A 17,077-nucleotide genomic window follows, 5' to 3' on the forward strand; every position below is an offset into this window, starting at 1 on the left:
GATAGACATGGTTGGACCATCTTATCGAATATTAGATACAAAAGAATGGCTAGAAAATAGTTCGGTTTAAGTGGATCAGTTTTTAATTAATAAATGGCTCAATTTTTACTTGCGAAATACACATGATGGGGATAAAAATTGAAATGAATAAACAAGGAAACGACACACCCCATAATAAAGTTGGATTTATATTCAGTGACCATTTCTTTACGAAAATAAGAGAAATATAGATTCCTAATATAATCGAATTCATTAAGTTAACCCAAAAAATTAGACTAAAAATATATGTTGAGTCTATATAATTTCGGACTTGGGTCTCTAAATAAAAAATTAAAGATGATAAAATAATCAATCCAATAACCCAAAGTAACTTCCAGAAAAAAGCTAACCCTTTAAACTTTTTCAATGTAGTGCTCCTTTTTGATTCGACTTTCTTCTTAATTTATCATAAATTATCCTAATTAGTTAAAATTTTCAAAATGAATCAGTCGAGAAAACTAATAAGAAACAGTAAATTCGTATTTTTACCGAAATAAATCTGGCGTTAAACAAATAATTTATTTGATATTTTAAAAACCAGTTAGATTCTAACTGGTTTACCTAAATTTTTATGAATTTAATAATTTTCTTTTTTCTAGCTATTTCTTCTCTTTTACTGGCATCCATATTTCACTATATACATTTTCGGCAGAATTATTATGCTTTATAAAAGAAATCCCTGGAATATTTGCTACTTCATATCCTGAAGTTGGTAACCATTCAGAATAAATTTTTGCATGGGTCTCTTGGAACGTAGATGGAAAAGGTCCTTGATTTGGGAAAATTGCCCATAGGCTTTCATCGATAGAAATTTGCTCTAAATCATCGAATGGATTTTCTTTTGTTGTTGCGAATCCGATCATATGGGTTAAATAGCCTTTTTCCTCTAAAAAACCATCATCAAAATCATACGATACATTCAACACTTGATGAGGATATAAGTCAGCTAATTGATGCATTTCATTTCGTTGTTGTTCGGTAATTGACTGGGCTAGTTCTAAGATTGCATTATTTTCGCCTTCGAATTGAATGGGCACCCTTTTTGATACGCCCACTATATTGAATTTCTCTTTCTTTTCAATTTTAAATTCCATTGAAATACCTCCCTTTATATCGATAACGAATGTAAATTTAGGAAAGGATTTTTGAATTTTGTTCTTTATTACTTCTGAAGGTAAAAATCCACTCCATTCACGGAAGGCTCTTGAAAATCCTTCTATCGATTGAAAACCATATTTATAGGCAATATCCGTCACCTTTGCTCCGTTAATTAATTCAACATTTGCAACGGAAAATCTCCTATTTTTGATATAGTCTTTTAATGACATGCCAGCCATATAAGAGAACATTCTTTTAAAATGATAATCAGATAGACCTACAATTTTTGACATCTCTTCTCCGGAAATCTCTTCCGTCAAATGTGTTTCAATGTAGTCCATTAAATGATTAAATTTTTCGATCATCCATTTTCCCTCCTTTACAAGTACATCTTATCGTTCATATTTAGGATTGACTCGATATTTTATATACGGAATATATCGGATGATAATCGATAATACAAGGTAGGTATGTAAAAAAAGTAATCGTGATAACATGCAAAAACAAAATCTGCCCATTCTTTTAGAAAGAGCAGATTTTAATTCACTATGAATGGAAGTAGTTAGGAAGTCTATCTAGGTTTAGGATATGTCTTTTTCAACTTGTTCTACATTTCCATAAACGTACTTTTGTAAAAACTCCAATACCGTTTCTTCATATTCTTCGGGATTTTGATTAAAGGATTGGGCGTGGGCTCCTTTTTCAAAGAGCTTTAACATCTTTGGTTCTTCTTTTTCTTCATACATTTCTTCTGTCATATAAGGCAAAATAAAATCATCTTCAAGACTATGGATAAATAATACCGGGGATTGAATAGTTTTAACTGCTTCCTTCGGCGTGATACTTTTAAATGTATAGCCATCACGCATTTTTAAAAATATGTTTGCTAAATGGATGGGGATTTTCGTCCGTAAAATCGTTTCTTTTTTTAATATATAAGAGATAAGTTCCGAGAAATTTGAAAACCCACAATCCGCTATATAAAAGTCTGCTCCGTCTTCAACTAAACCCGCATATAAGATCATGCTTGCAGCTCCCATCGACTCTCCATGTATGCCAATAATGGCATCTTCACCAACAATCGATTTCATCGTTTGGACGACTGCAGCGATATCAAATTTTTCATAATAGCCATAACTTGTTGTTTTTCCCCCAGAATCACCGTGACGTCGATGGTCGAATACGAAGGAATTATAACCAAGTCGTTCAAACATACGAGCATATTTTACAGAATTAATTTTGTTTTCTGTAACACCATGACAGATGATAATCGTATTTTTTGTGTTAAGGGGTTGGAAGAAAATTCCCTTTATTGAATAGCCATTAGGAGAATCGATACTTAATTCATCCTTTGGACATTGATTGAACCATTTTTCATCAAAGCGTTGTGCTTTTAATTCACGATCATATATAAACGTTGCATCTTTATTTTTAATATACATCAATCGATTCGAAGCAACGAAGCCGAAGACGGTAGTTGCAGCAGAAAGAATAGTGGTGATAATACTTGAAACCCAAAAGAATTTTCGTTTCATTAAAAACACCTCGATTCATTAATAGTAGTATTATTCTTTCTTTTGTCGCTATTCACTGTTCTATTATGAATTGTAAATAAATTTATATTAGCTCTAACGATTGGATAGTATTCAATGTACGAAAAATATCTTTATTACTATACTACGCAACAGTATTTGTTTGAGTTCGTGACAAATGGGAGAATGTTTTAGATGAAAGAGATTTTTTCAATTTCATGATAAACTAAAAAGGAAATACGAAATGGTAAGTAGGTGAATAGTATGGCGAAAAAGAAAAAACCATTCACTTCGGTAAAAAAGTCCAAAAGTGAAGATACATTAACATTACAAGACCAACTAAACGGTGATGTATTAGCAAAATTAAAAGCTGCGAAGAAAAATTTAGTAGAAGAAGAGCAGGCGAAAGAAGAAGAGCGTCAAGCGCGGTTAGCCTTTGAAAGAAAGCAACGGGAGAAAAATATGTCTTTTGAAGAGCTACTTGAGAAATACGGCGATCAAGGATCGAAGTTTTAATCGATGTTGTCGTTCGAAAAGAAGGTATTTTCCATTCAAACTACATACTCAAAAGAAAAAAGTAGTATTAGGAAACATGAACTGAATCCCGAATAGTGGACACTTTAAAAAAAGTGGACCTATTCGGGGTTCAGTTCAACATAACTAATACTACTTTTTTCTATTTGTTCAATAATCCCTTGATTGTTTTTTCTTTCTAAAAGCATAAGAAATAAATAAAAGAATAAACCAAAGAGGTGTTAATAATAATGCCGTTCTCGTTTCTTCAGCCATGAACATTATAAGTAAAATACAAACAAAAAGCACCAATACTACATAGTTTATAAAGGGTGTAAAGGGCGCCTTAAAAGTAGACTTTCTATGTAAATCCCGTCGAGTTTTTTTATAACGTATATGGGATATTAAAATGATACTCCACACCCAAATAAAACAAATGGCACTAATTGTTGTGACGATACTAAAAGCAGCATCTGGAATGACATAACTTAATAATGCCCCAATGGATAAAACAACGGATGATATGAAAAGGGCATTTGCTGGTACAGCATGTTTATTTAAATTACTTAAATGTTTTGCACCTTGTTTATTTTTACTTAAGTTATACATAATACGGCTTGTTGAAAATAACCCACTATTACAAGCAGATGCGGCAGATGTTAAAACAACAAAATTAATAATGCCCGCTGCTATCGGAATACCGACTAAACTAAATACTTGTACAAAGGGACTGCTTTCTGCATTCAGTTCTGTCCAAGGATTAATACAAAGAATGACGAAAATAGCTCCAACATAAAAGAGCAAAATGCGTAATGGAATTTTATTTATTGCCGATGGAATATTCTTAACAGGATTAGAAGTTTCCGCTGCAGAAACACCTACTAATTCCACTCCTACAAAGGAGAATAGAACCATTTGAAAGGCAAGTAAAAATCCAGTAACGCCATTCGGGAATACTCCGCCATGTTCCCATAAGTTTGAGATTGAAACCGTACCACTATTTGTTTCAAAACCAGTGACAATCATTACCATACCGATAACGATTAAAGCAATAATTGTAACGACTTTAATTAAGGCAAACCAAAATTCTAATTCTCCAAATAGTTTAACAGTCAACAAATTAAATCCAAGTAATAATACGAGACATATAATAGCCGGAATCCATTGGGGTATATCGAACCAATATCGAACATAAACCCCTACGGCAATAATATCGGCCATTGCTGTCATAATCCAACAGAACCAATAAGTCCAACCTGTTATATAGCCAGCCCAAGGACCGATATAATCTACTGCAAAATCGTTAAAAGATTGATAGCCTTTATTTGATAATAATAGTTCTCCTAGAGCCCGCATAACGAAAAAGACGGCTGCTCCGATAATCATATAAACGAGCAGTATAGACGGACCTGCTTTTTCAATCGCCGCACCAGATCCTAAAAATAATCCAGTTCCAATCGTTCCTCCAATGGCGATTAATTGTACGTGCCGGTTTTTTAATTCTCGTTTTAATTCTTGTTGATTCATCCATATGCCCCCAACTATAGCGGCATTGCTCTTGTAATGAACTTTTTCTTAAGGACAGTTAAAAAGGAATATCCTTTTTAACTGAATCCCTCTATTCATTCAGAAACAAACAGTAACAAAGGGGAAAATAAAAATGAGATAGGATACCCTATCTCATTCGACATTTAAAAATAACAAAAGATAAAAGAATAAACTTTTTATTAAGAAAGAAGCCTTTCATGAATAAAAAAGTCAAAATTACCATCATAAATCGCTATTTCGCGATTATTTGTTACTTTTTCTGTCCTTTTGCCTGAGATTGTGAACCCTTCGGCGTCGCAAAGATGCGATCTCTCCAGAAATTGCTCCTGCTATAGTCATCCCATAGCAATCACCGCTATTTAATTTTGTAACAAAAGAACATCCATAAAAGGGTGGAGTTCAATTTTGTATACATTTAGTAATGTTATCAATGTTTATAAAAATATTCAATACGATTGAACAGTGAACTAATGAAAAATGATAAAAATTTGTTATTTTCTAGAATAGTTTTTCAAAAGAAAGTAAAAAGGGATCAAAGAGATATGATCATTCAACACTATTTCTCTGCTTTATTTTTTGATATAAGGCACTGAATAGCTTAAATAGAATGACAAAGGTGATGGCACCATATGTGTCTAAAAGAACGTCATCAAAAATCCCTGTTCTACCTTCTACAAATGTTTGACGATATTCATCCAATGAAGCAATGACAAATATCGATAACACGGCACAAATACCGGCTAGTTGAAATTGGAATTTTCGATATATCCGATAAATTAAAATGGCAATGATACCATAACCCGCAAAATGTAACCCTTTACGAATTAAAAATTCCACAAAATAATAATATCCACGGCTTTCAACGGAAATAGTTTGGTCCCAATAGGTTAGTTCCAATTTGCTTAATAAATTGTAAAACGGTTTGTTTTCTAATGTTTCTTGCAATGTAGGTACAATAGTTTGTTGTTCATAGGTCATACTCGAAATACAAAACAACATTATCAAAATACCGACAATTAAAAAAATATATTTCTTCATCGATGCTCCGTATAGACCTCTTTTTTCGTTAATTCAGAAACGATGGATAAATTTTGGATGGATTGGGCTTTCTCATAGGCTGCTATTGTATCAAGTAATTGCTTTTTAGAACTAGCGCCAAGCACTGTAGAAGCGATAACTGGATGACTAAGATTATAGGCTAATGCTAATGCATGGATGTCTTCATATTCCTTTTGAAGATTTGTTAACACTTCCATCAATTCATCCTTCGTATAAGATAGATAACCCTTTGATTTTTCTAATCTCGTTGGCCATTCTTTCGTAAGTAAACCTTTTGCAATGGAACCGCGGGTTACGACTGAAGCACCTGTTTTTGTAATCTCTTCAAACCATTCTTCAGGACGACGATCTAAAATACTATATTGCATCATGTTTGATATAGCATTGCTTTTTTGTAAAAACGGCTTGAATACATTAGGTCTAATAGAGGAAATACCATATTCTCGAATGTAACCTTCTTTTTTAAGTTTTTCAAAGGTTTCAATAATATCATCCCACGGATCATCAATTGTTCCGCCGTGTAATTGATAAATATCAATATAATCCGTTTTTAAGCGACGTAAACTATCTTTTACACCTTGTTCGATTATTGCAGGGGATGGATCCCAATGCCAACCTTCTTCCCCCTCATTCCATCGATTACCGACCTTTGTAGCAAGGATAATATCATGACGATGGGGTTTTAAAAGTTCCCCGATAATTTCCTCGTTGATTCCTTTATCATATAGATCTGCTGTATCAAAATAGTTAATGCCATATTCAAGGGCGGTATTTACAATATCCTTCGCCTCAAAAACAGAAGTCGGTAGAGACATACAGCCTAAACTAATTTCTGAAATTTCGATTGAACTATTACCAACTTTTCTTTTTTTCATGTACAAACCCACTTTCTCCCAAACAAATTCTTTCACTAATGGTACAATGAAATGAATCCACAGGACAAGTGAGGGCATTTAAAATGAAAAAATTTGAAGAAAAAACAATCGATTCAAATCCAATTTTTAAAGGAAAAGTCATTTCATTAAAAGTAGATGATGTGACATTGCCAAATGGAAATCAATCAAAGCGGGAAATTGTGAACCACCCTGGAGCAGTTGCGATTATTGCTATAACAAAAGATGGGAAAATGGTGTTAGTAGAACAGTATCGAAAACCACTGGAACGTTCGATTATTGAAATTCCGGCGGGAAAATTAGAGCCTGGAGAGGAGCCAGCCGTTACAGCAAGAAGAGAGCTGGAAGAAGAAACGGGTTATGGTTGTAACGAGCTAAACTATTTGCAAACTTTTGCTACTTCTCCTGGTTTTGCCGATGAAGTAATTCATTTGTTTGTTGCCAAAGATTTATACAAAATAGAGGAAAAAGCCGAATTAGATGAGGATGAATTTGTAGAACTATTAGAAGTTACTGTTGAAGAAGCTGAACAAATGGTAGCCAATGAACAAATTTATGATGCAAAAACGGCCTTTGCCGTACTTTGGATGAAAATGAACAAATAAAATTCATTTTGAAAAGGATTCATCCTTTTACTGAATCTCTAACTATCCCACTGAATTATAAAATGTATGACGAAATTTTAATAGATTTCTTTGAAATTTGAACATAGTTTTAGGACATATTGATAGAGGACGAGCATAAGCTATACCAACGAAAGGAGAATGCTTATGTTTCGTTCTGTATTATTTATTCAATATGCTGTTATATTAGCAATTAGTTTTATAAGCGGTGTTGTTTGTTTTCAAGTGTTTTCTTTGGACAAGTCTATGAAATTAATAAGCTATGTAGATCCGAGAGTTTTAGATTTAACCGATGTTTCCATTTGGAATACCATTATACCGTTAGTTGCTTGGATAGTACTCGTGCTGTTCTTTGCTACTCACCCGTATTTACATGTTTTATCAAAATTTATCGTCGCAGTAAAAATTACATTTTTTGGATTTAGTTCAGTTTTTTTATTAACCCAACAAGAATCTTTGTTAGTTTACAGTATTTGGTGGTTTCCATTCCAATTAATTTATTGTGTGTTATTATTTGTCCTTTGTTCGGTCTACACAACAAAGAAAATGGGACCAAATCGAAAGCATTTCTTTTCTCAACGATTATTTGTAACAATCATAGTTGCGCTAACAATTATTTGCGCAGGAGAGATTGTTGCAATTTCTTATATTTTATAATTCATCCCTCTCTTGTAATAGCTTTTACTCATTTGGTATAATAGAATGAGTTTAGGAGGGCGTCTTATGGAAAGCCGTATTGACCGTATAAAAAAGCAATTGCATAGTGCTGGCTATAAACTGACGCCACAGCGTGAAGCGACAGTTGCAGTGCTATTAGAACATGAGGAAGACCATTTAAGTGCTGAAGACGTTTACTTATTAGTAAAGGATAAAGCACCTGAAATTGGTTTAGCTACTGTTTATCGGACATTAGAATTATTAACTGAATTGAAAATTGTTGACAAAATTAACTTTGGCGATGGCGTATCTCGCTACGATCTTCGACAAGAAGGCGCAAAACACTTCCACCATCATTTAGTTTGTATTGAATGTGGTGCAGTAGATGAAATCCAAGAGGATTTACTAGAAGATGTCGAGGCGATTGTTGAAAAACGTTGGAACTTTATTATTAAAGATCATCGATTAACATTCCACGGTATTTGCCACAGATGTCATGGCCAAAATGAAGAACAATGAAAAAGGATGTACATTTCGTTTATGACGGATGTACATCCTTTTCTATTAAGTAACTTCTATACTTGTAGACAATTTCGAAAAAATCTATAGTAAGAATAAGAAGGATAGGTGATGAACGATGAAAGAAGCAAAAGAAGCGATATTAGATTATCTTCATTTTTTACAAGTTGAACGACAATTATCGACGAATACATTATCTTCTTATCGCCGGGATCTCGAGAGCTATATCGAGCATATACATAATGTACAGGCAGTACAATCATTAAAAGCTATCGAACGGTCACATATATTAATCCATTTAGAAGCATTAAGGGGTGAAGGTATTTCGGCGCGAACGATAGCGAGACACATTTCATCGATTCGTTCTTTCCATCAGTTTTTATTGAGAGAAAAATTGACCGATACTGATCCAACTGTTCATTTGGAAATGCCACAAATAGAACAAAGGCTTCCAAAAGTTTTATCAATCGAGGAAATTGAAAGGTTAATTTCAGCACCTAATCGGGAAAAGCCGCAGGGAATTAGGGATATAGCGATGTTAGAGCTGTTATATGGGACAGGTATGCGTATAAGTGAGCTGATTGGTTTAAATTTAGACGATGTTCATTTAACAATGGGCTTTGTTCGTGTTTTTGGTAAAGGTGGAAAAGAACGAATTGTTCCATTGGGGAAAAGTGCCATTCATACATTAGATCAGTATTTACAAATTGCCCGATTCAAATTACAGGGGAAATATCCGAAAACAGATGCTTTTTTCATAAATCAGCGGGGAAAACGTTTAACACGACAAGGTTGTTGGAAATTATTAAAGGAGCATGCTAAAAATGCCCATATTGAAAAGGAAATAACACCCCATACGTTAAGACATAGTTTTGCAACCCATTTAATTGAAAATGGTGCTGATCTTCGTGCGGTTCAAGAAATGTTAGGACATGCGGATATATCAACAACTCAAATCTATACCCATATAAGTAAAACGCGACTTTCGGAAGTATATAAACAATTCCATCCAAGGGCATAAAGGATTTGGAACGGAATATGAACGGTTAAAATAAAAGTTTCACTAAAGGATGACAAATATTACATATAAAATTATTTGTAAGATGTCTGACCTTTGTTTAATATAGAAAATGGAAGAGGAGGACACATTTATGAAACCGTTTAAAAAAATACATGTAATCGTAATGGATTCAGTTGGAATCGGAGAAGCACCTGATGCCGACCGTTTTGGAGACACTGGTGCTGATACATTAGGGCATATTGCTGATAAAATGAATGGATTAACAATGCCCAATATGGAATCATTAGGACTATCAAATATTCGTGAAATAAAAGGTATTAAAAAAGTAGAACAACCAAAAGCGTATTTTGGGATGATGCAAGAGGCATCTGTCGGGAAAGATACGATGACAGGACATTGGGAAATTATGGGTTTAAACATTGATAAACCATTTAAAGTTTATCCAGAAGGCTTCCCTAAGGAACTTATTGAACAATTGGAAATGAAAACAGGTCGAAAAGTGATTGGCAATAAACCGGCTAGTGGTACAGGAATTATTGATGAGCTAGGACCGGATCATATGGAAACAGGTGCCATGATCGTTTATACATCGGCAGATCCTGTTTTACAAATTGCAGCCCATGAAGACATTATTCCATTAGAGGAACTATACAAAATTTGCGAAATCGCAAGAGAGCTTACTTTAGATCCAGAATTTTTAGTCGGTCGAGTTATTGCTCGTCCGTTCGTTGGAACACCAGGGAACTTTACCCGTACAGCCAATCGTCATGATTATGCGTTAAAACCTTTTGGTCGCACAACAATGAATGAATTAAAGGACTCAGGATTTGACGTGATTGCTATTGGGAAAATTTCTGACATATATAATGGTGAAGGCGTTACAGAGGCAATTCGTACAAAAGATAATAAAGATGGAATGGATAAATTCATTGACGTTGTTAAAAAAGATTTCCATGGCATTAGCTTCTTAAATTTAGTTGACTTTGATGCGAATTACGGTCATCGCCGAGATCCAATTGGATATGGAAACGCTTTAGAGGAATTTGATCGTCGATTACCGGAAGTTTTTAATGAAATGAAAGAAGACGATTTATTAATCATTACAGCGGATCACGGGAATGATCCGACTTTCCCTGGAACAGATCATACGCGAGAGTATGTGCCATTATTAGTATATTCGCCAAGATTTGAACAAGGGGATGAAATACCTCTTCGTGAAACTTTCGCAGATATCGCAGCAACGATAGCTGAAAACTTTAATGTAAAAGCACCACAATTTGGTTCAAGTTTCTTAACGAATTTAAAGTAGGAGGTTCTCCACATGAGAATGGTTGATGTTATTGAGAAAAAACGTAATGGTGAAGAATTAACAACCGAAGAAATTCGTTTTTTCGTACAAGGTTATACAGATGGATCAATTCCAGATTACCAAGTAAGTAGTTTAATGATGGCTATTTATTTCCAAGATATGAATGATCGGGAACGGGCTGATTTAACGATGGCAATGGTTGAATCAGGTGACCAAATCGATTTATCCGGGATTGAAGGAATAAAAGTTGATAAACATTCAACAGGTGGAGTAGGGGATACGACTACGTTATCTTTAGCAGCAATGGTTGCTGCATGTGGTGTTCCTGTTGCCAAAATGAGTGGTCGCGGCCTTGGCCATACTGGCGGAACAATCGATAAGTTGGAGTCAATAAAAGGATTTCATGTAGAGCTTTCCAATGAACAATTTATGAAACAAGTAAATGACATTGGAACTGCTGTTATCGGTCAAAGTGGAAACTTAACTCCTGCCGATAAAAAGTTATATGCATTGCGTGATGTGACAGGTACGGTACCAAGCATCCCATTAATCGCAAGTTCGATCATGTCTAAAAAAATTGCAGCTGGTGCAGATGCCATTGTTTTAGACGTGAAAACAGGCGAAGGTGCATTTATGAAAACGTTTGAAGATGCGAAAAGTTTAGCCCATGCAATGGTGCAAATTGGCAATAGCGTTGGTCGTAATACAATGGCGATTATTTCTGATATGAGTCAACCATTAGGTTTTGCCATCGGAAATGCATTAGAAGTAAAAGAAGCCATTGATACATTAAAAGGTAACGGTCCTGAAGATTTAATGGAATTGTGCTATACATTAGGATCCCAAATGGTCGTATTAGGCGGAAAAGCTAATAGTATTGAAGAAGCTCGCACTCAACTGCAAACTGTAATCGCTAATGGCCAAGCATTAGAGGTGTTTAAGAAGTTTGTCGCTGCTCAAGGGGGAGATGCTTCTGTCGTTGACGATCCTTCTCTATTGCCTCAGGCAAAATATCAAATGGAGTTACCTGCAAAGGAAACGGGCTATGTAACGAAAATTGAAGCAGATGATGTCGGTGTAGCAGCAATGTTATTAGGTGCAGGTCGTGCAACTAAAGAGTCAACAATTGATTTATCTGTTGGACTTGTCCTACATAAAAAAGTAGGCGATGCTGTTCAAAAAGGAGAGTCGCTTGTAACAATTCATTCGAACAGTGAAGATGTTTCAGAAGTGATGGAGAAACTTTACAAACATATTGAAATTGTGCCAGAAAAAGTGGAAGCTCCAACATTAATTAAAGAAGTCATTACAAAATAATCTTAAGTTAAAAGTTAGTAACGTTAAGTAAGAACGTTACTAACTTTTTTGCTTTTTCGAAGATTTTCCGAAATAAACTTCATTTAGTATTTTTAATGTTAATGATGTGTGGATGTAATATTTGCATATGAATAGGGAATAATACTGCTATCCTAGGAAAAATAGGTGATTGTATGCAAAGCTTAACAAAAGTGTTACTCCCTAGACAATTGTTGCTAATGTTAATCCTTTCGACAGGTTTATTAAACCATGTCATTTTAATTCCTAATTTGCTTTCAGCAGCTGGTAGAGATAGTTGGGTAAGTGTCATCATCACCTATCCCATTTGTATTCTATTCCTTATACTTATTACTTATATTTTAAACAACAGTCCGCAGGATGGATTCTTTTCATTAATAAAGAAGCGGATGGGTAAAACCTTTTCGATATTTCTTTCCATTCCTGTTGTGTTGTATTTATTTTTTAGCACCTATGTAACTTTTCGTGACTTAGTTATCTGGTTAAATGCCTATTTTCTTGCTGAATCTTCCTTTTTAATGATTACCGTCCTTTTAATCATTGCATGTTGTATTGTTACCCTAGTAGGTATTAAAAATATGTCGATTACAAGCGGTCTATTATTGCCACTCGTAATTATATTTGGAATATTTATCTCAATTACGAATACCCCTTCTAAAGATCCAAGTTTATTGTTTCCGATTTTTACGGATGGTGTTTCACCTATTATAAAGGGGAGTATATATGTATTATCAGCACTGCTGGAAGTTTATGTCATCGTTTTATTACAACCTTATGTACAGGCACCTATTAAATTCAAACATTTATTTGTACTTATTACGATATTTACCATTCTTATTTTTGGTCCTCTTACTGCTTCATTAATGGAATTCGGCTTAACGGAATCCGTTAATTTTCGTTATCCGGCTTATGAACAATGGCGTATATTAAGCATCGGTGAGTATATTTCCCATTTAGATTTTTTTGCGTTATATCAATGGCTAAGTGGAGCCGTTATTCGCATTGGATTACATATGTATCTCCTATGCACATTTTTCGCAAAAACTCGACATTATCGTTTAAATTACAAACCTGTTCTTGTTCTATATATTGTTCTATTTGCCGTTATGATGATTAAAGTTCAATCCCAACACTTTTTTGAATTTGTATATAAGTACTACTTCCCGATTTGTTTTATATTTTTTACGTTTCAAATACTTTTTTCAGCCTTTTATATTTTTGTAACGAAGAAAAGAGTTGAGCAACATGACAAACACATCAAGTTCCAACAAAATAAATGAAAAAGTACAAAATTTGAAAAATCAATTTAAGTTTAGTCAAGATTTCCTTTATAAAACCCATCAAATTCAGTCTAAAACCTTTGAGTTTATGTTTTTTGAAAGCTTAGTTGATAATCAATATTTGGATAAAAACATTTTACCTAAATTGAGTATCTATGAAGATGATTTAATAAAGGACCGGTTAATTTCCTTGTTTTACGCAGAGGACGTTTCTTTCAAGTCAGAAGAAGAGTTGTCCGATTTGCTTTTTCAAGGAAACATTTTATTTCTAGCCGATAATTGTCTTTTAAGTATGCAAATGGGGGATTTTCCAAAGCGTATTCCAGAAGAATCCGCCCTTGAAACATCTTTAAGGGGTCCAAGGGATGGATTTGTAGAGGATATAAAAACGAATATATCTTTAATTAGAAGAAGGATTCAGTCATCTACTTTATGTCTCGAAAAATATACAATTGGAAAAAGAAGTAAAACAAAGGTAGCGCTCATGTATATGGAAGATATTATTGATCCAAGAGTGCTAAAGGAAATACAAAAGCGGTTAAATCAAGTAGAGCTAGATATTTTAGTAAGTATAAATGAGCTTGAAGATTGTATTAGGGATAGACCAAAGTCGCTTGTTCCTACGTTGTCGTATACAGGTAGACCGGATTTTTTAGTACAAGCATTAAATCAAGGGAGATTTGCCCTTTTAGTGGATGGAAATCCAACCGTTTCTTTCGCGCCGATAGGAATGCTGTTAGAAACGAAGTCGCCAGAAGATTCCTATCTTAACTATTTTTTTGTATCGATGGAAAGGTTATTAAGATCGGTAGGAGCGTTGATTTCCGTATTTTTACCAGGAATATGGGTTGCGTTTACTAGTTACAATATCGAACAAATTCCTTATTTATTAGTAGCGACCATTTCAGTTTCCCGTTTAGGAATCCCTTTAGCCACAGGAATCGAAATGTTCCTTATCTTATTTTTATTTGATTTATTTAATGAAGCCGGTGCTCGACTTCCCCGGGCTATTGGTCAAAGTGTAACTGTATTGGGAGGTTTAATAATAGGGGACGCAGCGATTCGGGCAGGTCTTACTTCTCCTACTATGTTAGTTATTGTAGCGATTACTTATATTTGTTCCTTTACAGTCGTCAATCCAGCTTTAAGTACTGCGTTTTCCGTTCTTCGACTAATTATTACGCTGCTAAGTTCAATCTTCGGTCTATTTGGAACAATTTTAGGATTTATTCTTACAATAATATATTTTTCAACCATTACTTCTTTTGGAGTTTCCTATATAAGTTCATTGGCACCATTTAGTTTTAAAGAAGGAATAAAAACTTTTTTAAAACCTCCACGCTCATTTTATAAATCCAGAACAACTATAACTAGTCCTGAAGATGCTACGAGGAGTGGAAAGGAATGAAACGAATTATGCTCTTTTCACTTTTCTTATTCATTGTTGTGTTCTTATCGGGATGTGGCGGTGTGAAAAATATTCAAGACTTAACTTATATTGTCGCCATTGGTATGGATTACGATCAAGAAAAAAATGAATATATTGTTTATCTTCAAGGGTTAAATTTCGCCAATGTCGCAAAACAAGAAGGAGCGAGACCGACTGAAAAGGTACCTATTTTTGTTGGGAGAGCAGAAGGAGAAACGTTGAATTTAGCTATAAGTGAACTATATAACAAAACAGAAAACGATTTGTTTTTAGGGCATGTAAGTGCCCTCGTATTAAGTGATAAAATTGTCACCCATAAATTTAATGAAGTAATAGAAGAAATTAATCGCAACCGTTCCCTTAGTTCTACCCTTCAAATTGTGACAACAGAAGAGGAGATTGAAGATGTTTTAAATGTGGAAGCATTATTTAACTATCCACCTATTTATACAATCCTGTTTAAAAAATTTGCCTATGAAACTGCAAGAGATGAACTTAAGCCAGTGACATTAATGGAGTTTTTAAAAACTTATTATGAGCCGATGGGGATGGCAAAAATACCTTCCGTAAAACTGGATGATACGAATTGGATGTCTGAAGGAAATTACACAGCCCTTTATTTTAACGGATATTCTGTTTTTCAAAATGAAAAATATGTACAAGAAATTGAATTTAATGATGCACTATTTCTTACTTGGTTAACTGAAGATAAAGTGACGTTAAATTATAAAGTAAAAAATGGTGAGGAGCTTGTAGCAAATGTAGAGTTCTTAGATTCAAAAATGAACATTCATTATGAAAAAGGAACGGACTCTCCACAATTTTCTGTCGAACTTTCCGCCAATGTCGATTTGTTGGAGAAACTAAAAGATATTCCGATTGATGAGGTAATTAAACTGATTGAGGAAGACTTAAAAGAAAAATTTATATCCCTCTATCAAAAGGGGGTGGAAAATCAATTAGATGTACTGAATATAGGTGAAAAATGGTACAGAATACACCCAAAGGCATACAAAAAATTGGAACAATCTTATACCTTTTATTTAAACAATAACTCTTTAAAAAATGTCAAGGTTGATGTAAATATAATCCACTTCAATACTTATAAATATGAAGTGGAAAGGTAAAAAGATTAATAATGACTTTAAAAAGAGCATGCTTTGATTTTGCAAAGGATGTTCTTTTTTAATGGAGGTCAAAACAATAATTTCTTAAATCCTATTTTCAAATGTTTAAAATGGAAAGTTTTTTTCCATACTTATTTTGGTAATACAATCATTTTTTTATATCATTTGATAAATCTATCCACTTTTCCTTTTGTCGTATTTTCACTAGTTTCAGCGAATTTCTTCTACTATTGTCAGTAAAAAGGAATCTGATAATAAAATGTTGAATTAGCGAACTTAGAGGAGGCGAATTAACAAAATGAACTATGAAGTTAACATGCACTTAAATGATATAGCAGTCATCAGGCTATATGGTGAATTAGACCATCACGAAACAGAAAAAATTCGCACGCATATTTCCAAAACGATTTTACAAGGAAATTTGAACACAATTATTTGGAATTTAGAAAGATTGAACTTTATGGATAGTTCCGGAATTGGGCTGATTTTAGGTCGTATGAAGGAACTTAGTGCCGTAAATGGTCAAACGGTCATTTTAAACCCTTCAAATACGATGAAAAAAATCTTTCAATTTTCGGGACTTGCTTCATTTATTATGGAGGGTACAGAAGCAGATGCAATTTTACACGCAAGGGGGATTGTGAATGGATAACGAAATGACACTTTCATTTGTAGCAATTAGTGAGAATGAAAGTTTGGCAAGGATGGCAATTACAAGTTTTATTGCTCAACTTGATCCAACCATTGACGAACTTTCAGAGTTTAAAACAATCGTTTCAGAAGCAGTATCCAACGCAATTATTCATGGATATGACGAAGACGGGAAGGGTATTGTGACTGTTCATGCTGTTCGTGATGGGGATGTTATATCGGTAGCCGTTAAAGATAATGGAAAAGGGATTTTTGATGTGAAGAAAGCAATGGAACCATTGTTTACTTCGAAAGCTGAAATGGAACGTTCTGGCATGGGCTTTACGATTATGGAAAGCTTTGCAGATGACCTTCAAGTTGAATCTGAACCGAATGTTGGAACGGTTGTTACCTTTTCAAAAAAATTTTACTCGGTAAAGATGCCTCAAATCTCTTAAAGTAGCT

At 34.1% G+C, this 17,077-nt stretch carries 17 protein-coding genes and 1 riboswitch; of the genes, 12 read left to right on the plus strand and 5 right to left on the minus strand.

All coding sequences use genetic code 11. The features are described 5' to 3' along the window. Positions 1-638 precede the first annotated feature (638 nt). Together EC501_RS13600 and EC501_RS13605 are read right to left on the minus strand one after the other, a co-directional pair. Positions 639-1,502, minus strand: a complete 864-nt coding sequence (locus EC501_RS13600; RefSeq protein ID WP_122972850.1) for an AraC family transcriptional regulator — start codon at positions 1,500-1,502, stop codon at positions 639-641. 216 nt (positions 1,503-1,718) lie between these two features. Beyond that, a complete protein-coding gene (locus EC501_RS13605) occupies positions 1,719-2,672 on the minus strand; it encodes an alpha/beta hydrolase (RefSeq protein ID WP_122972851.1) in 954 nt (317 codons plus the stop codon). A gap of 261 nt (positions 2,673-2,933) precedes the next feature. Here EC501_RS13605 and EC501_RS13610 point away from each other — a divergent pair, with 261 nt between their 5' ends. After that, a complete protein-coding gene (locus EC501_RS13610) occupies positions 2,934-3,185 on the plus strand; it encodes a YqkE family protein (RefSeq protein WP_122972852.1) in 252 nt (83 codons plus the stop codon). Between the two features lie 168 nt (positions 3,186-3,353). On the opposite strand, the gene EC501_RS13615 is transcribed toward EC501_RS13610, so the two are convergent. The 3 genes from EC501_RS13615 to EC501_RS13625 form a co-directional block, all read right to left on the minus strand. Continuing rightward, on the minus strand, positions 3,354-4,709 hold the full coding sequence (locus tag EC501_RS13615; protein ID WP_122972853.1) for an amino acid permease: 1,356 nt from the start codon (positions 4,707-4,709) through the stop codon (positions 3,354-3,356). A gap of 270 nt (positions 4,710-4,979) precedes the next feature. Next, positions 4,980-5,057: riboswitch (glycine riboswitch) on the minus strand. Between the two features lie 219 nt (positions 5,058-5,276). After that, positions 5,277-5,768 carry a VanZ family protein gene (locus tag EC501_RS13620; protein ID WP_122972854.1) on the minus strand — a complete coding sequence of 164 codons (492 nt, stop codon included), beginning with the start codon at positions 5,766-5,768 and terminating at the stop codon, positions 5,277-5,279. Then, entirely contained in the window at positions 5,765-6,664 is a 900-nt protein-coding gene (locus EC501_RS13625) for an aldo/keto reductase (RefSeq protein WP_122972855.1), read from the minus strand. The genes EC501_RS13620 and EC501_RS13625 overlap by 4 nt, the downstream gene beginning before the upstream one ends. An 83-nt stretch (positions 6,665-6,747) precedes the next feature. Here EC501_RS13625 and EC501_RS13630 point away from each other — a divergent pair, with 83 nt between their 5' ends. The 11 genes from EC501_RS13630 (at position 6,748) to spoIIAB (ending at position 17,070) form a co-directional block, all read left to right on the plus strand. Continuing rightward, positions 6,748-7,287 (plus strand): NUDIX domain-containing protein, encoded by a 540-nt coding sequence (locus EC501_RS13630; RefSeq protein ID WP_122972856.1) that lies wholly within the window; start codon positions 6,748-6,750, stop codon positions 7,285-7,287. A 165-nt stretch (positions 7,288-7,452) separates the two neighbouring features. Next, on the plus strand, positions 7,453-7,962 hold the full coding sequence (locus EC501_RS13635; protein ID WP_122972857.1) for a hypothetical protein: 510 nt from the start codon (positions 7,453-7,455) through the stop codon (positions 7,960-7,962). Positions 7,963-8,028: 66 nt separating this feature from the next. Then, positions 8,029-8,481: a ferric iron uptake transcriptional regulator gene (gene fur / locus EC501_RS13640; protein ID WP_122972858.1), complete on the plus strand. Its 453-nt coding sequence runs from the start codon at positions 8,029-8,031 to the stop codon at positions 8,479-8,481. Between the two features lie 118 nt (positions 8,482-8,599). Further along, positions 8,600-9,502 carry a site-specific tyrosine recombinase XerD gene (xerD, locus tag EC501_RS13645; protein WP_122972859.1) on the plus strand — a complete coding sequence of 301 codons (903 nt, stop codon included), beginning with the start codon at positions 8,600-8,602 and terminating at the stop codon, positions 9,500-9,502. 130 nt (positions 9,503-9,632) lie between these two features. Next, entirely contained in the window at positions 9,633-10,811 is a 1,179-nt protein-coding gene (gene deoB, locus EC501_RS13650) for a phosphopentomutase (RefSeq protein WP_122972860.1), read from the plus strand. Between the two features lie 12 nt (positions 10,812-10,823). Then, positions 10,824-12,128, plus strand: a complete 1,305-nt coding sequence (locus tag EC501_RS13655; RefSeq protein WP_122972861.1) for a pyrimidine-nucleoside phosphorylase — start codon at positions 10,824-10,826, stop codon at positions 12,126-12,128. Positions 12,129-12,301: 173 nt separating this feature from the next. Next, positions 12,302-13,426, plus strand: coding sequence for a GerAB/ArcD/ProY family transporter (locus tag EC501_RS13660; RefSeq protein ID WP_122972862.1), 1,125 nt, complete (start codon positions 12,302-12,304; stop codon positions 13,424-13,426). Next, positions 13,392-14,834 (plus strand): spore germination protein, encoded by a 1,443-nt coding sequence (locus EC501_RS13665; RefSeq protein WP_122972863.1) that lies wholly within the window; start codon positions 13,392-13,394, stop codon positions 14,832-14,834. Before EC501_RS13660 ends, EC501_RS13665 begins: the two co-directional genes overlap by 35 nt. After that, complete coding sequence (locus EC501_RS13670) at positions 14,831-15,982, plus strand: Ger(x)C family spore germination protein (protein ID WP_241559355.1); 1,152 nt, start codon at positions 14,831-14,833, stop codon at positions 15,980-15,982. The genes EC501_RS13665 and EC501_RS13670 overlap by 4 nt, the downstream gene beginning before the upstream one ends. 298 nt (positions 15,983-16,280) lie before the next feature. Continuing rightward, the gene (locus EC501_RS13675; protein ID WP_122972864.1) at positions 16,281-16,634 is read left to right on the plus strand and encodes an STAS domain-containing protein; all 354 of its coding nucleotides are present in this window, start codon (positions 16,281-16,283) and stop codon (positions 16,632-16,634) included. Then, positions 16,627-17,070 carry an anti-sigma F factor gene (gene spoIIAB, locus EC501_RS13680; protein ID WP_122972865.1) on the plus strand — a complete coding sequence of 148 codons (444 nt, stop codon included), beginning with the start codon at positions 16,627-16,629 and terminating at the stop codon, positions 17,068-17,070. Before EC501_RS13675 ends, spoIIAB begins: the two co-directional genes overlap by 8 nt. Positions 17,071-17,077 lie beyond the last annotated feature (7 nt).

Source organism: Lysinibacillus halotolerans (assembly GCF_003711845.1).
Lineage (GTDB): Bacteria > Bacillota > Bacilli > Bacillales_A > Planococcaceae > Ureibacillus > Ureibacillus halotolerans.